The organism is Sodalinema gerasimenkoae IPPAS B-353, from assembly GCF_009846485.1.
GTDB lineage: Bacteria > Cyanobacteriota > Cyanobacteriia > Cyanobacteriales > Geitlerinemataceae > Sodalinema > Sodalinema gerasimenkoae.
The window spans coordinates 4,294,197-4,309,798 of sequence record NZ_ML776472.1 but is presented as its reverse complement, the minus strand read 5'-3'; the positions used below and the strand labels follow the sequence as shown (position 1 = coordinate 4,309,798).

Genomic DNA, 15,602 nt, shown 5'->3' with positions numbered 1-15,602 from the left:
TTGCAACGTTTTATGTCTGCATTCTTTGACATGTTTCTAAAAAAAGTGTTAAAATCGATACAGAATATAAATTCGATTCAAGCAGGTGTTCAGTTCAGATTTCGGCAGCGAAGTCTCGACCGCATCATTTTTTTTCTTTGTTGTCACGAACGTTTAGGAATTTCTGATTCATGAAACTCTCTTATCGCGGTGTTCCTTACGACTACACCCCTCCATCCCTAGAAATGACGGAAAGCGAGATTATGGCGACCTATCGAGGTCAGTCCTATCCCCTACGCTATCCTCGCCACATGACTCTAGTACAACCGATCGCCGATCTCAGCTATCGAGGAGTTCCCTATCGCAGCACCGTCAATGGTGGCGCGGAACCCCGAGAACGGGGTGTTTTGCGGCCATTGGGGTCTTCGATTCCCATGACGGCTGGCGAGTTTTCTCAAGTCAATCAGATCCATCAGGCCAACCTCTGTAAGCGCCTGTCAGCTCGGATTGCCATTGCTCGCGATCGCGGTGATGAAAAGCTTTTACAACTGTTGGAACGGGAAAGCCAAGATCTGGTATGTAGCCGTTAACTCGGTTTGGAACTGACCATCAGGACTGAACCGTTGAGACAATTTTGGGAGCGTGGGGCTGTTTCTGGCTTAGGGTACACCTGAGTGGGAAACGGCCCTTTTTTGGCTGAATTATCGGGGCTGAGCGGCGATGGTGACGCAGGTGGCTAAATCGGCCTCCGTTTTCACCGCTTGAGGGTCAATATGGCTGCCACTACTACGGTAGCCCTGGGCCCTCAACCGTTCCAGTAAGACCTCTCGGGGGAGGGTGTCTTGCTGATTCCGTCGGCTAATCTCTCCCAGGCCATAGAAGTAGGGGGGTAAGTCTGACTCCTCGGCCATGGTCTGCAACAGCTTAACTCGTTTGTCCCATCGGCGCTCTTGGGCTAGATGGCTCATGCGTTGGAGATACTGGCGATCGTGGAGGGGCCCCAGCCACAGAGGACCACTGACTACCCGCACTGCCCCATCTCGCAGACAGGGGTGAATCCGTCCCAGGTGACGCCAAGATAGGGTTTCATATTCGCCACAGTGATGACAATAGGTTAAAAACCCATAGTTGGCTTCCGTCAGCCGTTGTCCCTTCACCAGTCGCAGCATGACCCGATAGACGGAATGAGCGTAGAGGGAAAATAGGGGTTCTACGCCCAGTCCTTTGCTGGCGGCTTGCTGTTGGGTGGCGCCAATGAGTAATCGTAATCCCTGTTCATGGCTACTGGGATGCGATCGCCCGTAAGCGCCATAAATTCGTAAACTTTGCTGCCGTTCATGGCCCGTGGCGCTGCGTCCGTCGGTACTGGTGAGATAGACTAACCCTCCCAAGCGGACGGCCCAGAGACTGGTGCTGAGAAAGGGAACCGGTGCCCCAAAACTATCCACATCCACCAGGTCGTAATAGTCGCGGCGATCGTAACATTGGAAAAAGACCCGGTTGGCATCCCGGTGAGAGATCTCTGCGGCCTTGGCTGCCAACAGGGGATGTAGATTCTTCCGTAAAATCCTATTCATCTCGGGATTCCCTTCATTCGCTAGCACCCAGTCTGCGCCGCCTTCGAGCCAATAGCGCAGCGATCGCACCCCACAGCCGGCCATACTATCTAACACCCGCAACTGGCCGCGATCGCCCTTCTCCAACTGAGCGGCCAGAATCGCCAAATCTCGCCCCACCTGACTGGTACGGCGATAAAAGCCTGGCCCCACCTCAAAGGAAGCCGCTCCCTCCTGCTGAGTTACGTTCGCTTCACCCACAACAGATTGTCCTCAATGGTTAACGGTTGGCGGCCAGATCTTGACCCTCCAAGCCAATATGGTATAGTCGAGCCAAGTTTCGGAGGATTCCCTGAACTCTCCCCAATGATTCCGCTTCGATAGCCCCATTGAAACCGCTCAAGATTCAATGACCTCTCAATTCAGCTCAAACCTCAATCCTGATGAAATCAAAGACTTGATTTCCCAGCTTTGCGCCGACAATGTCAGTGATCTCAAGACTGGCTTGGAAAACTGGCTCGATACCCCAAACTCGTCTCCCATGGAGGAGAGTGGTCTAAGTCTCGGCCATCGGGAATCGGGCGACCTTGAAGAGCGGTTTTAGGGCCTGGCAGTCTTCCGAGTTTGGGGGAGGCTAAAACCTGAGAGTTCTTTCCTTAAGCCCTAATCTTGGATATACTCCTGTCCTGAGAGGAGTGCCGCCTCAGCTTTGACAAACTCTCGGCCTAGATAGAGGGCATGATCCAAGTAGGTCAATGGGGGGGGATCCGCCTCTTCCGTAATCTTGATGCCCAGGTCTTTGGCAGTCTTACCGCGATAGATGGCCGTCGGTCGCCGTTTTGCTCCCCCGTCACAGGGGATCGGTTCGCCGGTTTCAGGGTCAACGGCGAGGCCCTTATCATTAATGTCATTACTATAATGCTCGGCACAAATGAGTCCTGCCTCGCGATCGAGATAGATTAAAAAATAGCCGGCTGGGTCAAGCTGAATAAAGCGTTTGGACAGTTGATCGTCAAAGGCGGCGAGTTCGTCGCGACGAGAGGTTTTGGAAATCATGGCTTACTCTGAGTTGCATCTGCTGAACTCACCAATCTAGCCCATATTTATCATGGGTGCAAGGGAAGTTCTGACCTGAATCTTAAAAAAGTCTTAAGAAATTCAACATTGCCCCAAACTCAGTTTTTCTATGCCAAGATGGCCGTCGTTTGGGTTGGGACTATCCCTCCGGCCCGTTCTGGAATGCTAACTATCGGGCCAAACTTGCCCTAGTTGCCAATAAGCCAACGTAAACCTTGCGTGTTCTCTTCAGAAAAGACGTTTACGTGTTCCTCAATTTGAGGAGGCTTTGTGATTGTGAATCGGTTTCATCCCTATCCCCGTTACGGCGGGTTTGTCAGGCTAATCCTGATCCTAATTATCCTACTTAGTGGTCTGATTGGCGTACCTCAAGCGGCTTGGGCCCATGTCCCCCATGATGTGGTGACTCGTGTGGCCATGTCTCCGAGCTTCGATGACGATGAAACACTCTTCATTGTCGTCCGCAACAACTTATATAAATCGACAAATTCCGGTGACTCCTGGCAACGGCTTGTTCAGGGACTGGACTATGATGAAATTTTTGATTTAACCCTATCGGCTCTGAGCCGAGATGTTTTATATCTAAGTACCCGAGGGAAGGGTGTCTATCAATCGACGGATGCAGGCCGCTCCTGGACTCAGCGAACCAATGGTTTAAGAAGTCTTGACTTAGGGGCGATCGCCATCTCCCCCAATGATGCTAACCAGGTTCTGGTGGCGGGCCAGGATGGGGGTCTCTACCGCAGTGAGAACGGAGGAGAAGCCTGGCAATCCGTCTGGATGGACAACCGGCAAATCACGGCCCTGGCCTTCAGTGGCGATCGCCCAGATACTGTCTTTGTGGGAACCCATGAGGGGGAAGTCCATCGTTCTGATGATGGGGGAGTGACCTGGGTTCGTCTGAACCAACTGAATGGGACTGGCCCGATTACGGCGATCGCTCCCTCTCCCAATTTCGGCAATGACAATCAGCTTTGGCTGGGAACAGAAGCCGCTGGACTTTGGTGGAGCAACGACGGCGGAAACCAGTTCACGGCCCTGGATTCGGATATCCCTGACCCCCATATCACGGCCCTGCTGGCAGTGAACGATGAGAACAACATACCCCAGTTACTTCTGTCGACGTGGGATGCCGGATTTTTTCGTTCCGCAGATGGTGGAGAAACTTGGACGGCGGCCCGAGGGGGATTGGACAAAGACGAGCAAGCCGATCAACTCGAAGAACCTCACTTCTATGATCTCGATACCTCCCCGACAGCGTTGGCTCAGGGGTCTATTGTCCTAGGGGGGTTTAATGGTCTCTATCGCTCTGAGGATGGTGGTCAACAGTGGCAAAATCTAGAAACCCTCTCCGCGAGTCTTGTTACCACCTTTGATCTCTCTCCCAACTACGCTCAGGACCAAAGCCTAGCCATTGGAACCTATGTCAATGGTATGTATTTGAGCGATGACGGCGGCCAGACTTGGACTCGTCCCAGTCGTGGCTTACATCTGCCCTGGTTTACCAGCAACTTTGAGGAGCAGTATCAGGATCCCCGCCGTTATTTTCAGATCGCCTTTTCTCCGAATTACGCCAACGATGACACCCTCTTTGCTTCCGTTCTTTGGACGAAAGTGTTGCGATCGACGGATAGGGGAGAATCCTGGGAGATTGTCTCTCTCCCTTCGGAAATGCGGGGAGTCACATTCCTTATTTCTCCCAACTTTGCTGAGGATCAAACGATCTATGTCACTGGACAGCGGGGTAAATTTTTCCGATCTGAGGATGGGGGGAAGCATTTTCAGGAAGTGGCTGATCTGGGAGTTACCGGAGGGAATTACGGTCACTCCCTTGTGGCTTCTCCTAACGTCGAGTCTGATGGCATCTTGTTAGCAACCGGCCCCGGAGGGGTCTATCAATCGAGCGATCGCGCTGAAACCTGGGAACGGCTAACCCTAGATGCCGCTTGGGAGACACGCCGTAATCTACAAATTGCCATGTCTCCCAATTATGAGGAAGACCAAACCATTTTTGTGGGGACGGATGCCGGGGCCTTTTGGTCTTCCGATGCTGGTGCATCCTGGGAACGGCTGCCGGGGTTAGCTGACTTTGCCGATAGCTATATCGAGGCGATCGCCGTCTCTCCGGAGTTTGGGGGCGATCGCACTCTGGTGGCGACGATTCGGGGTCAAGGACTCTGGCGTAGTACCGATGGCGGTCAACGTTTTAGTCAAATTGGCGATAACCAGCTTTTGTTCTCGAAGCTGAATCGGATGGCCTCGGGTGGGATGGCCATCCAGTTTTCCCCCAACTACGGCCAGGACAACACCCTCTACGCCATGGGGGATACCACAACCACCCTCTATCGCTCCCGGGATCAGGGAATGACCTGGGAAACGCTGCGAGTTCCCAGCCTCGCACGAGCGGCCCCCACCGCGATGGAACAGACTCAAATGTATGTCTATATCTATCGCGGTCGTGTTCTCCGCTTTGGTTTAGCTGCCGTTCTCGGTCTCATTAGTTATGGAATTCTCAGTTGGTTCACCCGTCGTCGGAAGTTACCGATACCCCGTCGAGTCATTCCGGTGCTGGGAACCCTGGTGGTATTTAGTAGTTCCCTAATCATTTTGTTTCAGTAACCACAGTCGTAGGTAAAACCTTAAGGAGCACTATGATGTCACCCAAAACCTTACGAGAACAAGTTCGTCACCATAAAAATCAAGCCATTCAAAATTACTTTCATCAGCGCATTTATCGGCATGAGAGTCCTTACCAGATTTGGGGGCGATCGCAACCCTTACGGGTTCTTCTTATCCTAGGACACATGCGATCGGGGTCATCGCTGCTAACCCATATCTTAAATCACAATCCTGGCATTCTTGGCTATGGTGAAACTCATATCACCTACGAATCCGCCGAAGATTTCAAGCAGCTCATGGCGAGAGTCTATTGGCGATGTAATGAATTCAAAAGGCTGAGCGACTTACAACATTTGAGGATGACACATCAATATGTCTTAGATAAGATTCTTCACAACAAGCTGCTCGTCGATGAGTCTCTTCTAATTCATCCCCAAGTGTCAATAATCTTCCTGATTCGTGAGCCTGTTGGAAGTTTAGCAAGCCTGCAAAAATTGAAACCATACCTTCCGGATCAGGAGCGATTTGGCTACTATAAAAATCGCTTAATCAAGCTGGGAGACTATGCAGAATTTGTCAACGACAGAGAAAAAACACTATGGGTCACCTATGAGCAACTGTTAAATCAGACACAACCTGTATTGAGCTGCTTTCAGAAGTTTTTGGGAACCAAGGCAGAGTTTTCGGAACAGTACAAGCTACTAAAAACTACAGGAAAAAGATGGGTTGGAGATTCTAATGAAAAAATCAAAACTGGCAAAATTGTTCGGCACTCAAAAACCCCTAACCATTCTTTATCTAACGATATAGAAGCCGAAGCAAATGCCATCTACCAAGACACTTACCAGCGCTTGCAAAAATTTTGTTCTCCTAGCATTTTATCATCATGACTCAGCCTACAAATCCAAATCATCAAAACCAGCTAAACCTGTCCCAGGTGAATCCTAGGACATTGCCCATGGATTCACCTGGGCAAACCTCAATGTACAGTTCTACTAAAAATTTAACCATGAATCACGCTCAATCTACTCTAATTCATCAGGCTCCCTCCCAATCTCGCGCCACACAAACGGAAACCTGTTCCTTATCAATTACCGTGGCTCGCACAGATATTCCCTTTATGATGCAGACCATTCCTCACCTTGTCCGCAGTTGTAACTTTCCCTTTTTTAAACGGGTCTTGGTCATGGACACAGCCCCCCTATCCCAAGAGAAGGTGAATCGTCCAGGGTTAGGAAGCCTGGAAGACTTGAGAGCCTGCTGTCAAAAGCTGGTTGATGATGGGGTCATGGATGAAATTCTTGAGATAGATTACTCTGAGAGTTATCGCCGCCAAACCTATCAAAAATATTTTGGTTGTTCAGAGATTCGCCCCACCCATAATTATAAGGGTTCTCCGATGCTTGGCTATATGTTCTCCATTGACAAAGTCCCTGGAGACTATGTTCTTCACCTAGACAGTGATATGCTGCTTCATCAAGAACCAGGATTCAACTGGATTCAATTGGGAATTGATTTACTCAATCGCCGTGATGACGTGATGTTTGTTCGTCCTTTCGCCGGATTTCCCATGCCCAGTGAAGCATTGGTTAATCAAACTCAATCCTATGAGTATGATCCAGAAGGGTTCTACAAATTTACGTTCTTTAGTCTCCGGGCCTTTTTACTCAAACGCAGCAAGCTTGAACGGTTGTGTCCCATGCCCGTTTCATGGCGGTGCTTTAAGCGGAAATGGTTGTCTAACTTACCCTCTCGGGTTCTTACCAGTGTTAACACTTGGACGGGCCGTGGCAAGTTAGAATCTTGGGAAATTATTATGTCCCGTCAATTGGAAAAAATGAATTGCGTCCGAGCCACCCTCGCTCATCCAGATGCCTGGACGTTACATCCTCTTAAGCATGGTCCAAAATTTGTCGAAAATCTACCGAAGATTATCGATCACATTGAGCGAGGGGAAGCTCCTCAAGAGCAAGTGGGGTATTATGATCTCCAACTCGAATGCTGGCTCTAAGCTGAGATGGAGTCTTGTCATCGATTGACAATCAGGCTATAATTTGCTGGCTGGGAGTCGCTAAGTCTCTCCAGTCAAGTGCAATCAAAGCCTGGTAAGTCTTTACTATAGACACCAAAGGACGCATAAACCGGGTTACGGTCGGCTGCCTTTGGTGTCTTGCCCTGTCCTCCTTCATGATTCTGGTTACACGATGAATCAATCCCCACCAACATCCAAAACCATTGCCGTTTGGCAACCTTATTTCATGGGAGGAGGGGCAGAAGCGGTAAGCCTTTGGATTTTAGAAGCCTTGGCTCCGCACTATGACGTAACGCTGTTTACCCTACATTCTATTGATTTAGAACGCCTTGATATTCTTTATAATACTCATTTATCTCAACAAACTATAACGGTAAAACCTTTACTGCCATCTGCACTCAATCGTGACTTTGTTAAACCTTTAATTGCGAATAATAGCAAAGTTCGTTCAGGGTTAATTCACTGGTCAGTGCGAGCGTTTAAGGAGTTAAACCGAGACTATGACCTGGTCTTGTCAACCTATAATGGAATTGACATGGGACGGCGGGGGCTTCAATATCTACACTGGGTGCATGTGGTGGAACCCAACCCCAAGAAGATGAACACCTGGGGAAACATTGTTATGAAAATCTCCGATTTTTCTTTGGAGAATCTTCAAGACAATATAACTCTCGCTAACTCAAAGTACACGGCCGACAATATCAAGGATGCTTATGGGATTGAGTCACGGGTTGTTTATCCCCCGGTTGTGACGGAGATTGATGCGATTTCCTGGGAACAGAAGGAAAATTCATTCCTCTGTAGTGGTCGTATTGTGAAGCCAAAACAGCCTCATCAGGTGATTGAAATTCTGCAAAAGGTACGCGATCGCGGCTTTGATGTTAAGCTGCATATTACGGGTGGGGGAGGCGGTGCCTACCAACAGTCCTATGAACGGCGTATCAAGAAGATTGCAGCTGAGAACTCGGACTGGATTCAAGTCTATCAAGATTTACCCTATAAAGACTATCTGAAAATTTTAGCCCGTTGCCGCTACGGACTGCATCAAAAACCTGAACCCTTTGGCATTTCGGTGGCGGAGATGGTCAAGGCCGGGATGATTCCCTTTGTCCGCAATAAAGGGGGACAGGTGGAAATTGTCGGCGACCACCATCAAGACCTCCTCTTTCATCGGCAACCGGATGCGGTGGAGAAGATTATCGCCGTTCTAGAAAATACAGAGAAACAAAAGAGTTTGCTAGATTCCCTGAAAAAACAGCAAGATCTCTTTTCCGTTGAACAGTTTATCAGCGAAATTCAGATGGCAGTGGCGGACTACTTTCAGGAGTCAGATTAGGGGAGATGACTCAACCTATACTCAGCAGCGGGAGACGAGATGGCTGATATCATTAACTATCATGTTCGGCATTCGGTGAATATTGGTGACTTCGTCTCCTCTCCCCTAAGTTATTTTGATATTCCCGGCCGCCAGACTCAACTGAGGGATATCGATGAGTTATTAGACCCCTCTCTAGAGGCGTCTGATGTCATCATCGGCGGTGGTGGCCTGTTGTTTCCACGCTTCCTGAAGAATCTGCAACAGTTGCGACAACGGAACCCCTCGGGACGGGTGATTCTTTGGGGAGTGGGACAGCAATTCTATGACAACGCTTCTACATCCTGGCGACACTTTGATTATGCCCCCTATCTCGATGGGGTAGATTTAGTGGGAATCCGGGATTATGATGTGGGGTTACCTTGGGTTCCCTGCGCCAGTTGTCTGCACCCGGAATTTGACCGTCCCCGTTCTCCAAAACATGAGATTGTGGTCTTTTCTCATAAAAAGTTTCGTCTTAATATCCAGGGATTACCGACATTCACGAATAAACAGGTTGATTTCCGCGCTGTTCTGGATTTTTTAGGGTCGGGTGAGACAATTTTGACCAGTTCGTTTCATGGGGCCTATTGGGGGGCTTTGTTGGGGCGCAGGGTGCTGGCGTTTCCCTTTAGTAGTAAGTTTTATGGCTTAAAGCATCGTCCCGGCTTGTATCCTATAGAGCGTTGGCGACCAAAACACTATAAGATATCTGTTTTCGGTAAGACGCTATACCAAAAATTTTCTAAAAAATGGTTTCAATGCCCGACTGAGAATTGGCAGGATTATCTTGAAGATTGTCCACAGTATCCTGACAGTTTAGCGGAATGTCGGGAGCAGAATCAGCAGTTTTATCAACAGGTTGTTGAGTTGGTTAATGGCTCATAACATGAGCGGAGGGCGAACGGTGTTCACTGAGCGATAGTTGAGATGCCGTTCGCCCCTACGAATGTCTGATTAACTATTACTTTTAGAGGTGACAGGGAGGCGCTTTTGCAGGGATTCACTGCGCTTTTTGGCAACGGCGTTGTCGGATTCTCGTTGTAGGACTTCTTGATAGGCTTCTAATGCGGCGGCGTCGAGTCCTTTCTTTTCGTAGGAGAAGCCGAGATTACTCCAGGCGGTGGTGTAGTCGGGGGTGAGTTTTAGGGCTTCTTTATATTGACGAATAGCGAGGTCATATTGCTCTTGGGCGGCGTAGGCAAAGCCGAGAGCGTTATACACCAAGGCTTTGTTTTCGTCTTCTTTTAAGTCTTTGGCTTTGAGGGCTTTTTGTAGGTTGATGACCGCTTGGGAGTATAGCTTTTTGTCAAGGAGAACCCCCCCGAGTTCATAAAAATCTTTGGCGGTGGCATCTTTGCTGCGAACTCGGCTTTGGAGGGTGGCGAGGGTTTTTTCCATGCGCCGAGTTCGTAGGGTTTGACGAATGACAAACCAAGCGGCAATGGCTAATAAACCGACTAATGTGGCTAGATAAAACAGAGCGAGATTACTATCCATAAAACAGAAAAAAGGGACTTAAAAACACGTATTTACAGGGACTTTAGGAATATTATAGGGGGTTATGGGGTCGATAAACCCCAATCTCTGGCACGGTCGTCTAGCCAACCCTCTTGCTGCCAACGGACGATCGCCCCGTTGACGGCCTGCCGTAAGGGGTCATACTCCAGGCCTTTGGGCATCATCACCGCTAGGGGAACCGAGGAGAGGCGATCGCCCAATACGTGATAGTCTCGATGGGTTTGTTGCCAACCGGCGAGAACCGTTGCATCGGCGGCAAAGGCCGCTACGGTTCCGGCTTCGAGTTCTTGGTAGGCCTCTTGATAACTTTCAACTCCCACTAACTCCACCGTGGGGATTTGATGGCGGAGGACGGCGATCGCACTGGATTGGTACAATACCGCCACTGGACGCTGGCGTAAGTCAGCCAGACGACGAATCTCCGGCTGACGGGTAATGACAGCGGTTCCGTCGAAGTAATAGGGGGGACTAAAATTCACGAGGCGCGATCGCCCTGGGGTATGGGTAACCTGGGCAATCACCAGATCCACTTCATCGGCTAGAAGCCAGGGGAGGCGATCGCGGTTGGCGACCGGCCGCAGCTGAATCGCCTCAGCATCCCCGAGGAGGGTTTGGGCGAGACGATGGGCGATCTCGATTTCAAACCCCTGTAAGCCTCCCGCGTCATCTGGAAACCCCAGGGGGCGCAGATTGTCCTTCACGCCCACAATCAAATAACCCCGCTGGCGAATCTCCGACAGAGGGGCCGCGAGGGCGGAGTTCCCGGAGAATACCTCAGACAAGCCCCCAAAGAAGAGTCCCTCAAACGGACGCGCCTCGACTAGGGTGAGTCCCACCAGGAGACTCAAACTCAGACCGAGACGCGCTAGCCGTCGATAATATCCGTTGGGGAACGTCGGGGGACGTTGCATCATGGAAGAGGTCTCTGAGGAGGTCTCTAGGCGCTTTTGGCGGCGGCCACGACTTTGGCGAAGCCATCGGCATCAAGGACGGCCAATTGGGCCAACATTTTCCGATTGAGTTGGATGTCAGCTTTTTTCAGGTCTCCGGTGAGACGAGAGTAGGTGGTTCCGTTGATGCGCGCGGCGGCGTTGATGCGGGTAATCCAGAGGCGACGGAAATCGCGTTTGCGACGGCGGCGATCGCGATAGGCGTTCCGCAGGGCTTTCATCACCTGCTGGTTAGCGGTGCGGAAGTTGCGGGAGTGAGATCCCCGGAAGCCTTTGGCCAGCTTTAAGATTTTTTTACGCCGTTTGCGGGCGACGTTACCCCGTTTAACTCGAGCCATGGGTTAGATTCTGGGATGGGTTTACAAATAAGGCAGCATTTCGCGGACGTTTTCAGCGTCACGCTCGTTTACGACAGCTTTGTTGCTGAGGTTGCGTTTGCGTTTGCTGCTTTTGTGTTGCAGTAAGTGGTTTTTGAACGCTTTACGGCGCATAATTTTCTTACCACTGCCAGAGAGTTTAAACCGCTTGGCGGCGGCTTTGCGGGTTTTGAGTTTCGGCATAATTGCAGAAATTTTGACACAGCATCTCATCATATCGCGATCGCCGGTCTCTAGGCAATAGGCCCGCAATGGGTTAATGGTGAATGATAGACACTCAGGAGGTTAAGGGGATGTTCGATGAGGGTGTGATTAAGTATGAGTCCGTCTGGGAGGCGGGGGAACCGTTGTCTGAGGCGGTTTTGGGGGATTTGATGGCGTGGCGCGATCGCCTTTATGGGTTAGGACTGATTGGGGCCTATGAGAATGGGATTGGCTTCGGAAATGTCAGTCAACGCCTCGGAGATGGGGATGAGTTTGTCATTTCGGGAACGCAAACGGGCCATGTTCCTCATCTGGAGGCGAACCAGTACACGCGGGTGTGTGAGTTTGACCTGGGGGCCAATCGTCTGCGCTGTTGTGGCCCGGTGAAGGCTTCGTCGGAATCGCTGACTCATGGGGCGATTTATCAACGCTGTCCCCAAGTTCGGGCGATTTTCCATGTTCATCAGGGTCAATTTTGGCGGCGGGTCCTGCATCGGGTTCCCACAACGGGGGCTGAGGTTCCCTATGGCACGCCGCAAATGGCGGAGGAGATGTTTCGCTTATTTGAGCAGGAAAACTTGTCTGAGGCGCGTATTTTGGCGATGGCGGGTCATGAGGATGGGGTGATGAGTTTTGGGGAGAGTTTGGACCAGGCGGGGGCGGTGTTGTTGCGGTGGTTTGAGGGCTAATCCTAACCTGAGTTCGGCTTAACCCGAATTTTCCATCAATATAACGATTGATTTCCGTCAAAGTGATAAACAATTAGGGTTCTGGCCGACGTCCAACGAGTTTATCTCGCAGGTGTTTGATGCGATCGCGCAAACTCGCCGCCGTCTCAAACTCCAAATTCTTCGCGGCCTCTTGCATTTCGGCTTCAAGCTGTTGAATCAATTCGGGAATCTGGGATAAGGGAATTTCATCGACTTGTTCATACGCCGTATCCAATTGTTGCCGATTCAGCCGCCGGGAAATTTCTAAGAATGAGAGAATGGAGTTATCAATGCTTTTAACAATCGAGGTTGGGGTAATCCCATGTTTTTCATTATAGGCTAACTGAATCTCCCGCCGCCGCTGGGTTTCAGAAATCGCTTTCTCCATGCTTTTGGTGAGATTATCCGCATAGAGAATCGCTTGTCCCCGAACATGACGGGCGGCGCGGCCGATGGTTTGAATCAGCGATCGCTCGGCCCGCAAAAACCCCTCTTTATCGGCATCTAAAATCGCCACCAGGGACACCTCCGGTAAATCTAACCCTTCCCGCAACAGATTTACCCCAATCAAGACATCAAACTCTCCCTGACGCAAGGATTGCAAAATCTCAATCCGTTCAATGGAGTTAATATCTGAATGGAGATAGCGCACCAAAACCCCCCGCTCTTGGAAGTATTCCGTTAAATCTTCTGCCATGCGTTTGGTGAGCGTTGTCACCAGAGTGCGTTCCTTGCGGGAGATGCGATCGCGAATTTCTCCCAACAAATCATCCACCTGTCCCTCCGTCGGTCGGACAAAAATTTCCGGGTCAACCACTCCCGTGGGGCGAATAATTTGCTCAACCACTTGTCCGTCCGACTGTTCAATTTCCCAATCTCCGGGAGTCGCCGAAACAAAGACACATTGCCGAACTTTCTGCCAAAACTCATCGGCTTTCAAGGGACGATTATCCGCCGCACTCGGAAGACGAAAGCCGTGGTCAATCAAAATCCGTTTTCGGGCTTGGTCGCCGTTGTACATTCCCCGAATTTGCGGAACCGTCACGTGAGACTCATCGACGACTAACAACCAATCCTCAGGGAAATAATCCACTAAACATTCCGGCGGTTCTCCTGCGTGTCGTCCCGCCAAATGTCGCGAGTAATTCTCTACGCCATTGGTATATCCCACTTCTCGCAACATATCTAAGTCATAGCGGGTGCGTTGGGCTAATCGTTGGGCTTCTAGGAGTTTTCCAGCCTTTTCTAATGCCGCCAGTTGCGTTTCTAGTTCTGATTCAATGTCATCACAGGCAATGTCGAGGCGATCGCCCGGCGTAACAAAGTGTCGTGCTGGGTAAATTCGCAACGTATTGACACTATATAGAACCTGTCCTGTCACCGGATCAATATAGCGAATGGCATCAATTTCATCGCCAAAAAACTCAATGCGAATTAGCCGGTCTTCATAAGCTGGGCCAATTTCGACGACATCCCCTTTAACCCGAAACTTACCCCGTCCCATTTCTAAATCATTGCGTTGATATTGAATCGTGACTAAATCCCGCAACAGTTGCCGCTGGTCAATCTCTTGCCCAACTTGAAACAGAATCGAGGCGTTGAGATATTCACTGGGAATCCCCAATCCATAGATACAACTAATCGACGCCACCACAATCACATCCCGCTGTTCAAATAAAGAGCGTGTGGCGGAATGGCGCAACATATCAATTTCATCGTTAATCGAGGCGGTTTTCTCGATATAAGTGTCGGTGACGGGGAGATAGGCTTCTGGCTGATAGTAATCGTAATAACTGACAAAATACTCAACGGCATTGTTGGGAAAGAATCCCCGCAACTCATTGCAAAGTTGCGCCGCAAGGGTTTTATTATGGGCCAGGACGAGGGTGGGTTTGCCTAAATTTTCAATCACTCTCGCCATCGTATAGGTTTTTCCCGTTCCCGTTGCCCCCAGTAAGGTTTGGAAACGACTGTTTTTTTGTAAGTTATGGCTAAGTTTGGCAATGGCTTGAGGTTGGTCACCCGTAGCTTGAAACGGAGATGTAAACTGAAACGATGTCATGACAGCAACTATTAAAAGAAATCTGTAGAATTGGCTTGACAAAAAAGTAGGAAACGTTTACAGTAGGATAACACAGGCTAAAGTTGGCGGTTGTGTGCCTAGTTTTGCTGGATTGGCGATATTAAGGAGATTATGATGGAATTCAGCGTCCTGGGACTGTTGGTGCTGAGTTTGCAGGCCGCCCCCGATGCCTTGCAGCCGAGCAATGTAGCAGACTTTGTGGTGTTCGAGACGGATGTGACCGAACCCGTTGCTGAGGGAGAAACCCTACGACTGTACGACCTTCACATGGCAATTCTGTACGATCGCACTCAGGATTGGTGTGAGGAAGCGGAGTTTCGGGAACAGCTAACCTGGACCTATGCAGTGGATGGGGGAAATTTCGCCTTGGGAGAGTTCTCGATTTCCTGTCGGGATGCCCGACGAGTCTCCCGCCGCTATCGTTTGGACTCGGAAGAGGGGTTTATCGTCCCCGAACGCCGTCAGGCCCGTTGGCAACGATTTGTGAACCGGTCCCATCCATTGCCTGAGTTGGACTCGGGCGAACCCACTAGAGATTAACAGAGGCGATCGCAGTTCAAGACAAACCCCGGCAAAACATCCTCCCCAGACAGTTGTGAGGGAGAATTAACCACTTCCACCGGTTGCTGAGGGCGATAAATCTGGACGGTTTGAGAACTTGGGTCAATCAACCAGGCCAAACGAGTCCCATTCTCGATATATTCTTGCATTTTCTCCTCTAGGCGGGTTAAAGAGTCAGTTCGCGATCGCAATTCCACCACAAAATCGGGACAAAGGGGCAAAAATCCCTGTTTCTCCTCCGCCGTCAACCCCTGCCAGCTTTCCTGGGGAATCCAAGCTGCGTCCGGCGAACGGTTGGCCCCATTGGCAAGTTTGAACCCCGTCGACGAGTCAAAAGCGATTCCCAATTGTGTCTGACGGTTCCACAATCCCAATTCTAGACAGAGTTCAAAATTACGACGTCCCGTGTCACCGCCAGTGGGGGGCATAATAATCAAAGTTCCGTTGGCATTGCGTTCAAACTGTACGTCACGGTTATCCTGACAGAGTTGGAAAAACCGCTCATCGTCGAGATGGAGTGCGTCCGTATTTAGAGTTAAGCTGTTCATCGCGGGGCAAATTGCCCTCCTCGAAACCATC

General features: G+C 50.2%; 17 protein-coding genes. 9 read left to right on the top strand and 8 right to left on the bottom strand.

Annotated features, from left to right (window positions below):
- Nucleotides 1–170 precede the first annotated feature (170 nt).
- A complete protein-coding gene (locus L855_RS18640) occupies nt 171–569 on the top strand; it encodes a DUF4278 domain-containing protein (protein ID WP_159790465.1) in 399 nt (132 codons plus the stop codon).
- Between the two features lie 111 nt (nt 570–680).
- On the opposite strand, the gene L855_RS18635 is transcribed toward L855_RS18640, so the two are convergent.
- A complete protein-coding gene (locus tag L855_RS18635) occupies nt 681–1,796 on the bottom strand; it encodes a tRNA (guanine-N1)-methyltransferase (RefSeq protein WP_159790464.1) in 1,116 nt (371 codons plus the stop codon).
- A gap of 148 nt (nt 1,797–1,944) precedes the next feature.
- On the opposite strand from L855_RS18635, the gene L855_RS18630 reads away from it, so the two are divergent.
- Complete coding sequence (locus tag L855_RS18630; protein WP_159790463.1) at nt 1,945–2,139, top strand: hypothetical protein; 195 nt, start codon at nt 1,945–1,947, stop codon at nt 2,137–2,139.
- A gap of 59 nt (nt 2,140–2,198) precedes the next feature.
- Here L855_RS18630 and L855_RS18625 read toward each other — a convergent pair whose 3' ends face one another.
- On the bottom strand, nt 2,199–2,591 hold the full coding sequence (locus L855_RS18625) for a DUF4346 domain-containing protein (RefSeq protein ID WP_159790462.1): 393 nt from the start codon (nt 2,589–2,591) through the stop codon (nt 2,199–2,201).
- A gap of 297 nt (nt 2,592–2,888) precedes the next feature.
- On the opposite strand from L855_RS18625, the gene L855_RS18620 reads away from it, so the two are divergent.
- The 5 genes from L855_RS18620 (at nt 2,889) to L855_RS18600 (ending at nt 9,505) form a co-directional block, all read left to right on the top strand.
- Nucleotides 2,889–5,231 (top strand): VPS10 domain-containing protein, encoded by a 2,343-nt coding sequence (locus tag L855_RS18620; protein ID WP_159790461.1) that lies wholly within the window; start codon nt 2,889–2,891, stop codon nt 5,229–5,231.
- A gap of 32 nt (nt 5,232–5,263) precedes the next feature.
- Nucleotides 5,264–6,121, top strand: a complete 858-nt coding sequence (locus L855_RS18615) for a sulfotransferase (RefSeq protein ID WP_159790460.1) — start codon at nt 5,264–5,266, stop codon at nt 6,119–6,121.
- A 119-nt stretch (nt 6,122–6,240) separates the two neighbouring features.
- Nucleotides 6,241–7,242 carry a glycosyltransferase family protein gene (locus L855_RS18610; protein ID WP_219729951.1) on the top strand — a complete coding sequence of 334 codons (1,002 nt, stop codon included), beginning with the start codon at nt 6,241–6,243 and terminating at the stop codon, nt 7,240–7,242.
- Between the two features lie 193 nt (nt 7,243–7,435).
- Nucleotides 7,436–8,599, top strand: coding sequence for a glycosyltransferase (locus L855_RS18605; RefSeq protein ID WP_159790459.1), 1,164 nt, complete (start codon nt 7,436–7,438; stop codon nt 8,597–8,599).
- 39 nt (nt 8,600–8,638) lie between these two features.
- Nucleotides 8,639–9,505 (top strand): glycosyltransferase family protein, encoded by an 867-nt coding sequence (locus L855_RS18600; RefSeq protein WP_159790458.1) that lies wholly within the window; start codon nt 8,639–8,641, stop codon nt 9,503–9,505.
- A gap of 69 nt (nt 9,506–9,574) precedes the next feature.
- Here L855_RS18600 and L855_RS18595 read toward each other — a convergent pair whose 3' ends face one another.
- From L855_RS18595 to rpmI, 4 genes are all read right to left on the bottom strand, one after another.
- The gene (locus L855_RS18595; RefSeq protein ID WP_159790457.1) at nt 9,575–10,117 is read right to left on the bottom strand and encodes a tetratricopeptide repeat protein; all 543 of its coding nucleotides are present in this window, start codon (nt 10,115–10,117) and stop codon (nt 9,575–9,577) included.
- Nucleotides 10,118–10,179: 62 nt separating this feature from the next.
- On the bottom strand, nt 10,180–11,052 hold the full coding sequence (locus tag L855_RS18590; protein WP_246199107.1) for a transporter substrate-binding domain-containing protein: 873 nt from the start codon (nt 11,050–11,052) through the stop codon (nt 10,180–10,182).
- A 23-nt stretch (nt 11,053–11,075) separates the two neighbouring features.
- The gene (rplT, locus tag L855_RS18585) at nt 11,076–11,426 is read right to left on the bottom strand and encodes a 50S ribosomal protein L20 (protein ID WP_087710854.1); all 351 of its coding nucleotides are present in this window, start codon (nt 11,424–11,426) and stop codon (nt 11,076–11,078) included.
- A gap of 21 nt (nt 11,427–11,447) precedes the next feature.
- Nucleotides 11,448–11,648 (bottom strand): 50S ribosomal protein L35, encoded by a 201-nt coding sequence (gene rpmI / locus L855_RS18580; RefSeq protein ID WP_068789319.1) that lies wholly within the window; start codon nt 11,646–11,648, stop codon nt 11,448–11,450.
- A gap of 83 nt (nt 11,649–11,731) precedes the next feature.
- On the opposite strand from rpmI, the gene L855_RS18575 reads away from it, so the two are divergent.
- Nucleotides 11,732–12,358: a class II aldolase/adducin family protein gene (locus tag L855_RS18575; RefSeq protein ID WP_246199104.1), complete on the top strand. Its 627-nt coding sequence runs from the start codon at nt 11,732–11,734 to the stop codon at nt 12,356–12,358.
- Between the two features lie 73 nt (nt 12,359–12,431).
- Here L855_RS18575 and uvrB read toward each other — a convergent pair whose 3' ends face one another.
- Complete coding sequence (uvrB, locus tag L855_RS18570) at nt 12,432–14,441, bottom strand: excinuclease ABC subunit UvrB (protein ID WP_159790456.1); 2,010 nt, start codon at nt 14,439–14,441, stop codon at nt 12,432–12,434.
- A 132-nt stretch (nt 14,442–14,573) separates the two neighbouring features.
- Here uvrB and L855_RS18565 point away from each other — a divergent pair, with 132 nt between their 5' ends.
- Nucleotides 14,574–15,002, top strand: coding sequence for a hypothetical protein (locus tag L855_RS18565; protein WP_159790455.1), 429 nt, complete (start codon nt 14,574–14,576; stop codon nt 15,000–15,002).
- On the opposite strand, the gene L855_RS18560 is transcribed toward L855_RS18565, so the two are convergent.
- Entirely contained in the window at nt 14,999–15,571 is a 573-nt protein-coding gene (locus L855_RS18560) for a Uma2 family endonuclease (protein WP_159790454.1), read from the bottom strand. The two genes, L855_RS18565 and L855_RS18560, sit on opposite strands and share 4 nt — an antisense overlap.
- Nucleotides 15,572–15,602: the final 31 nt, after the last annotated feature.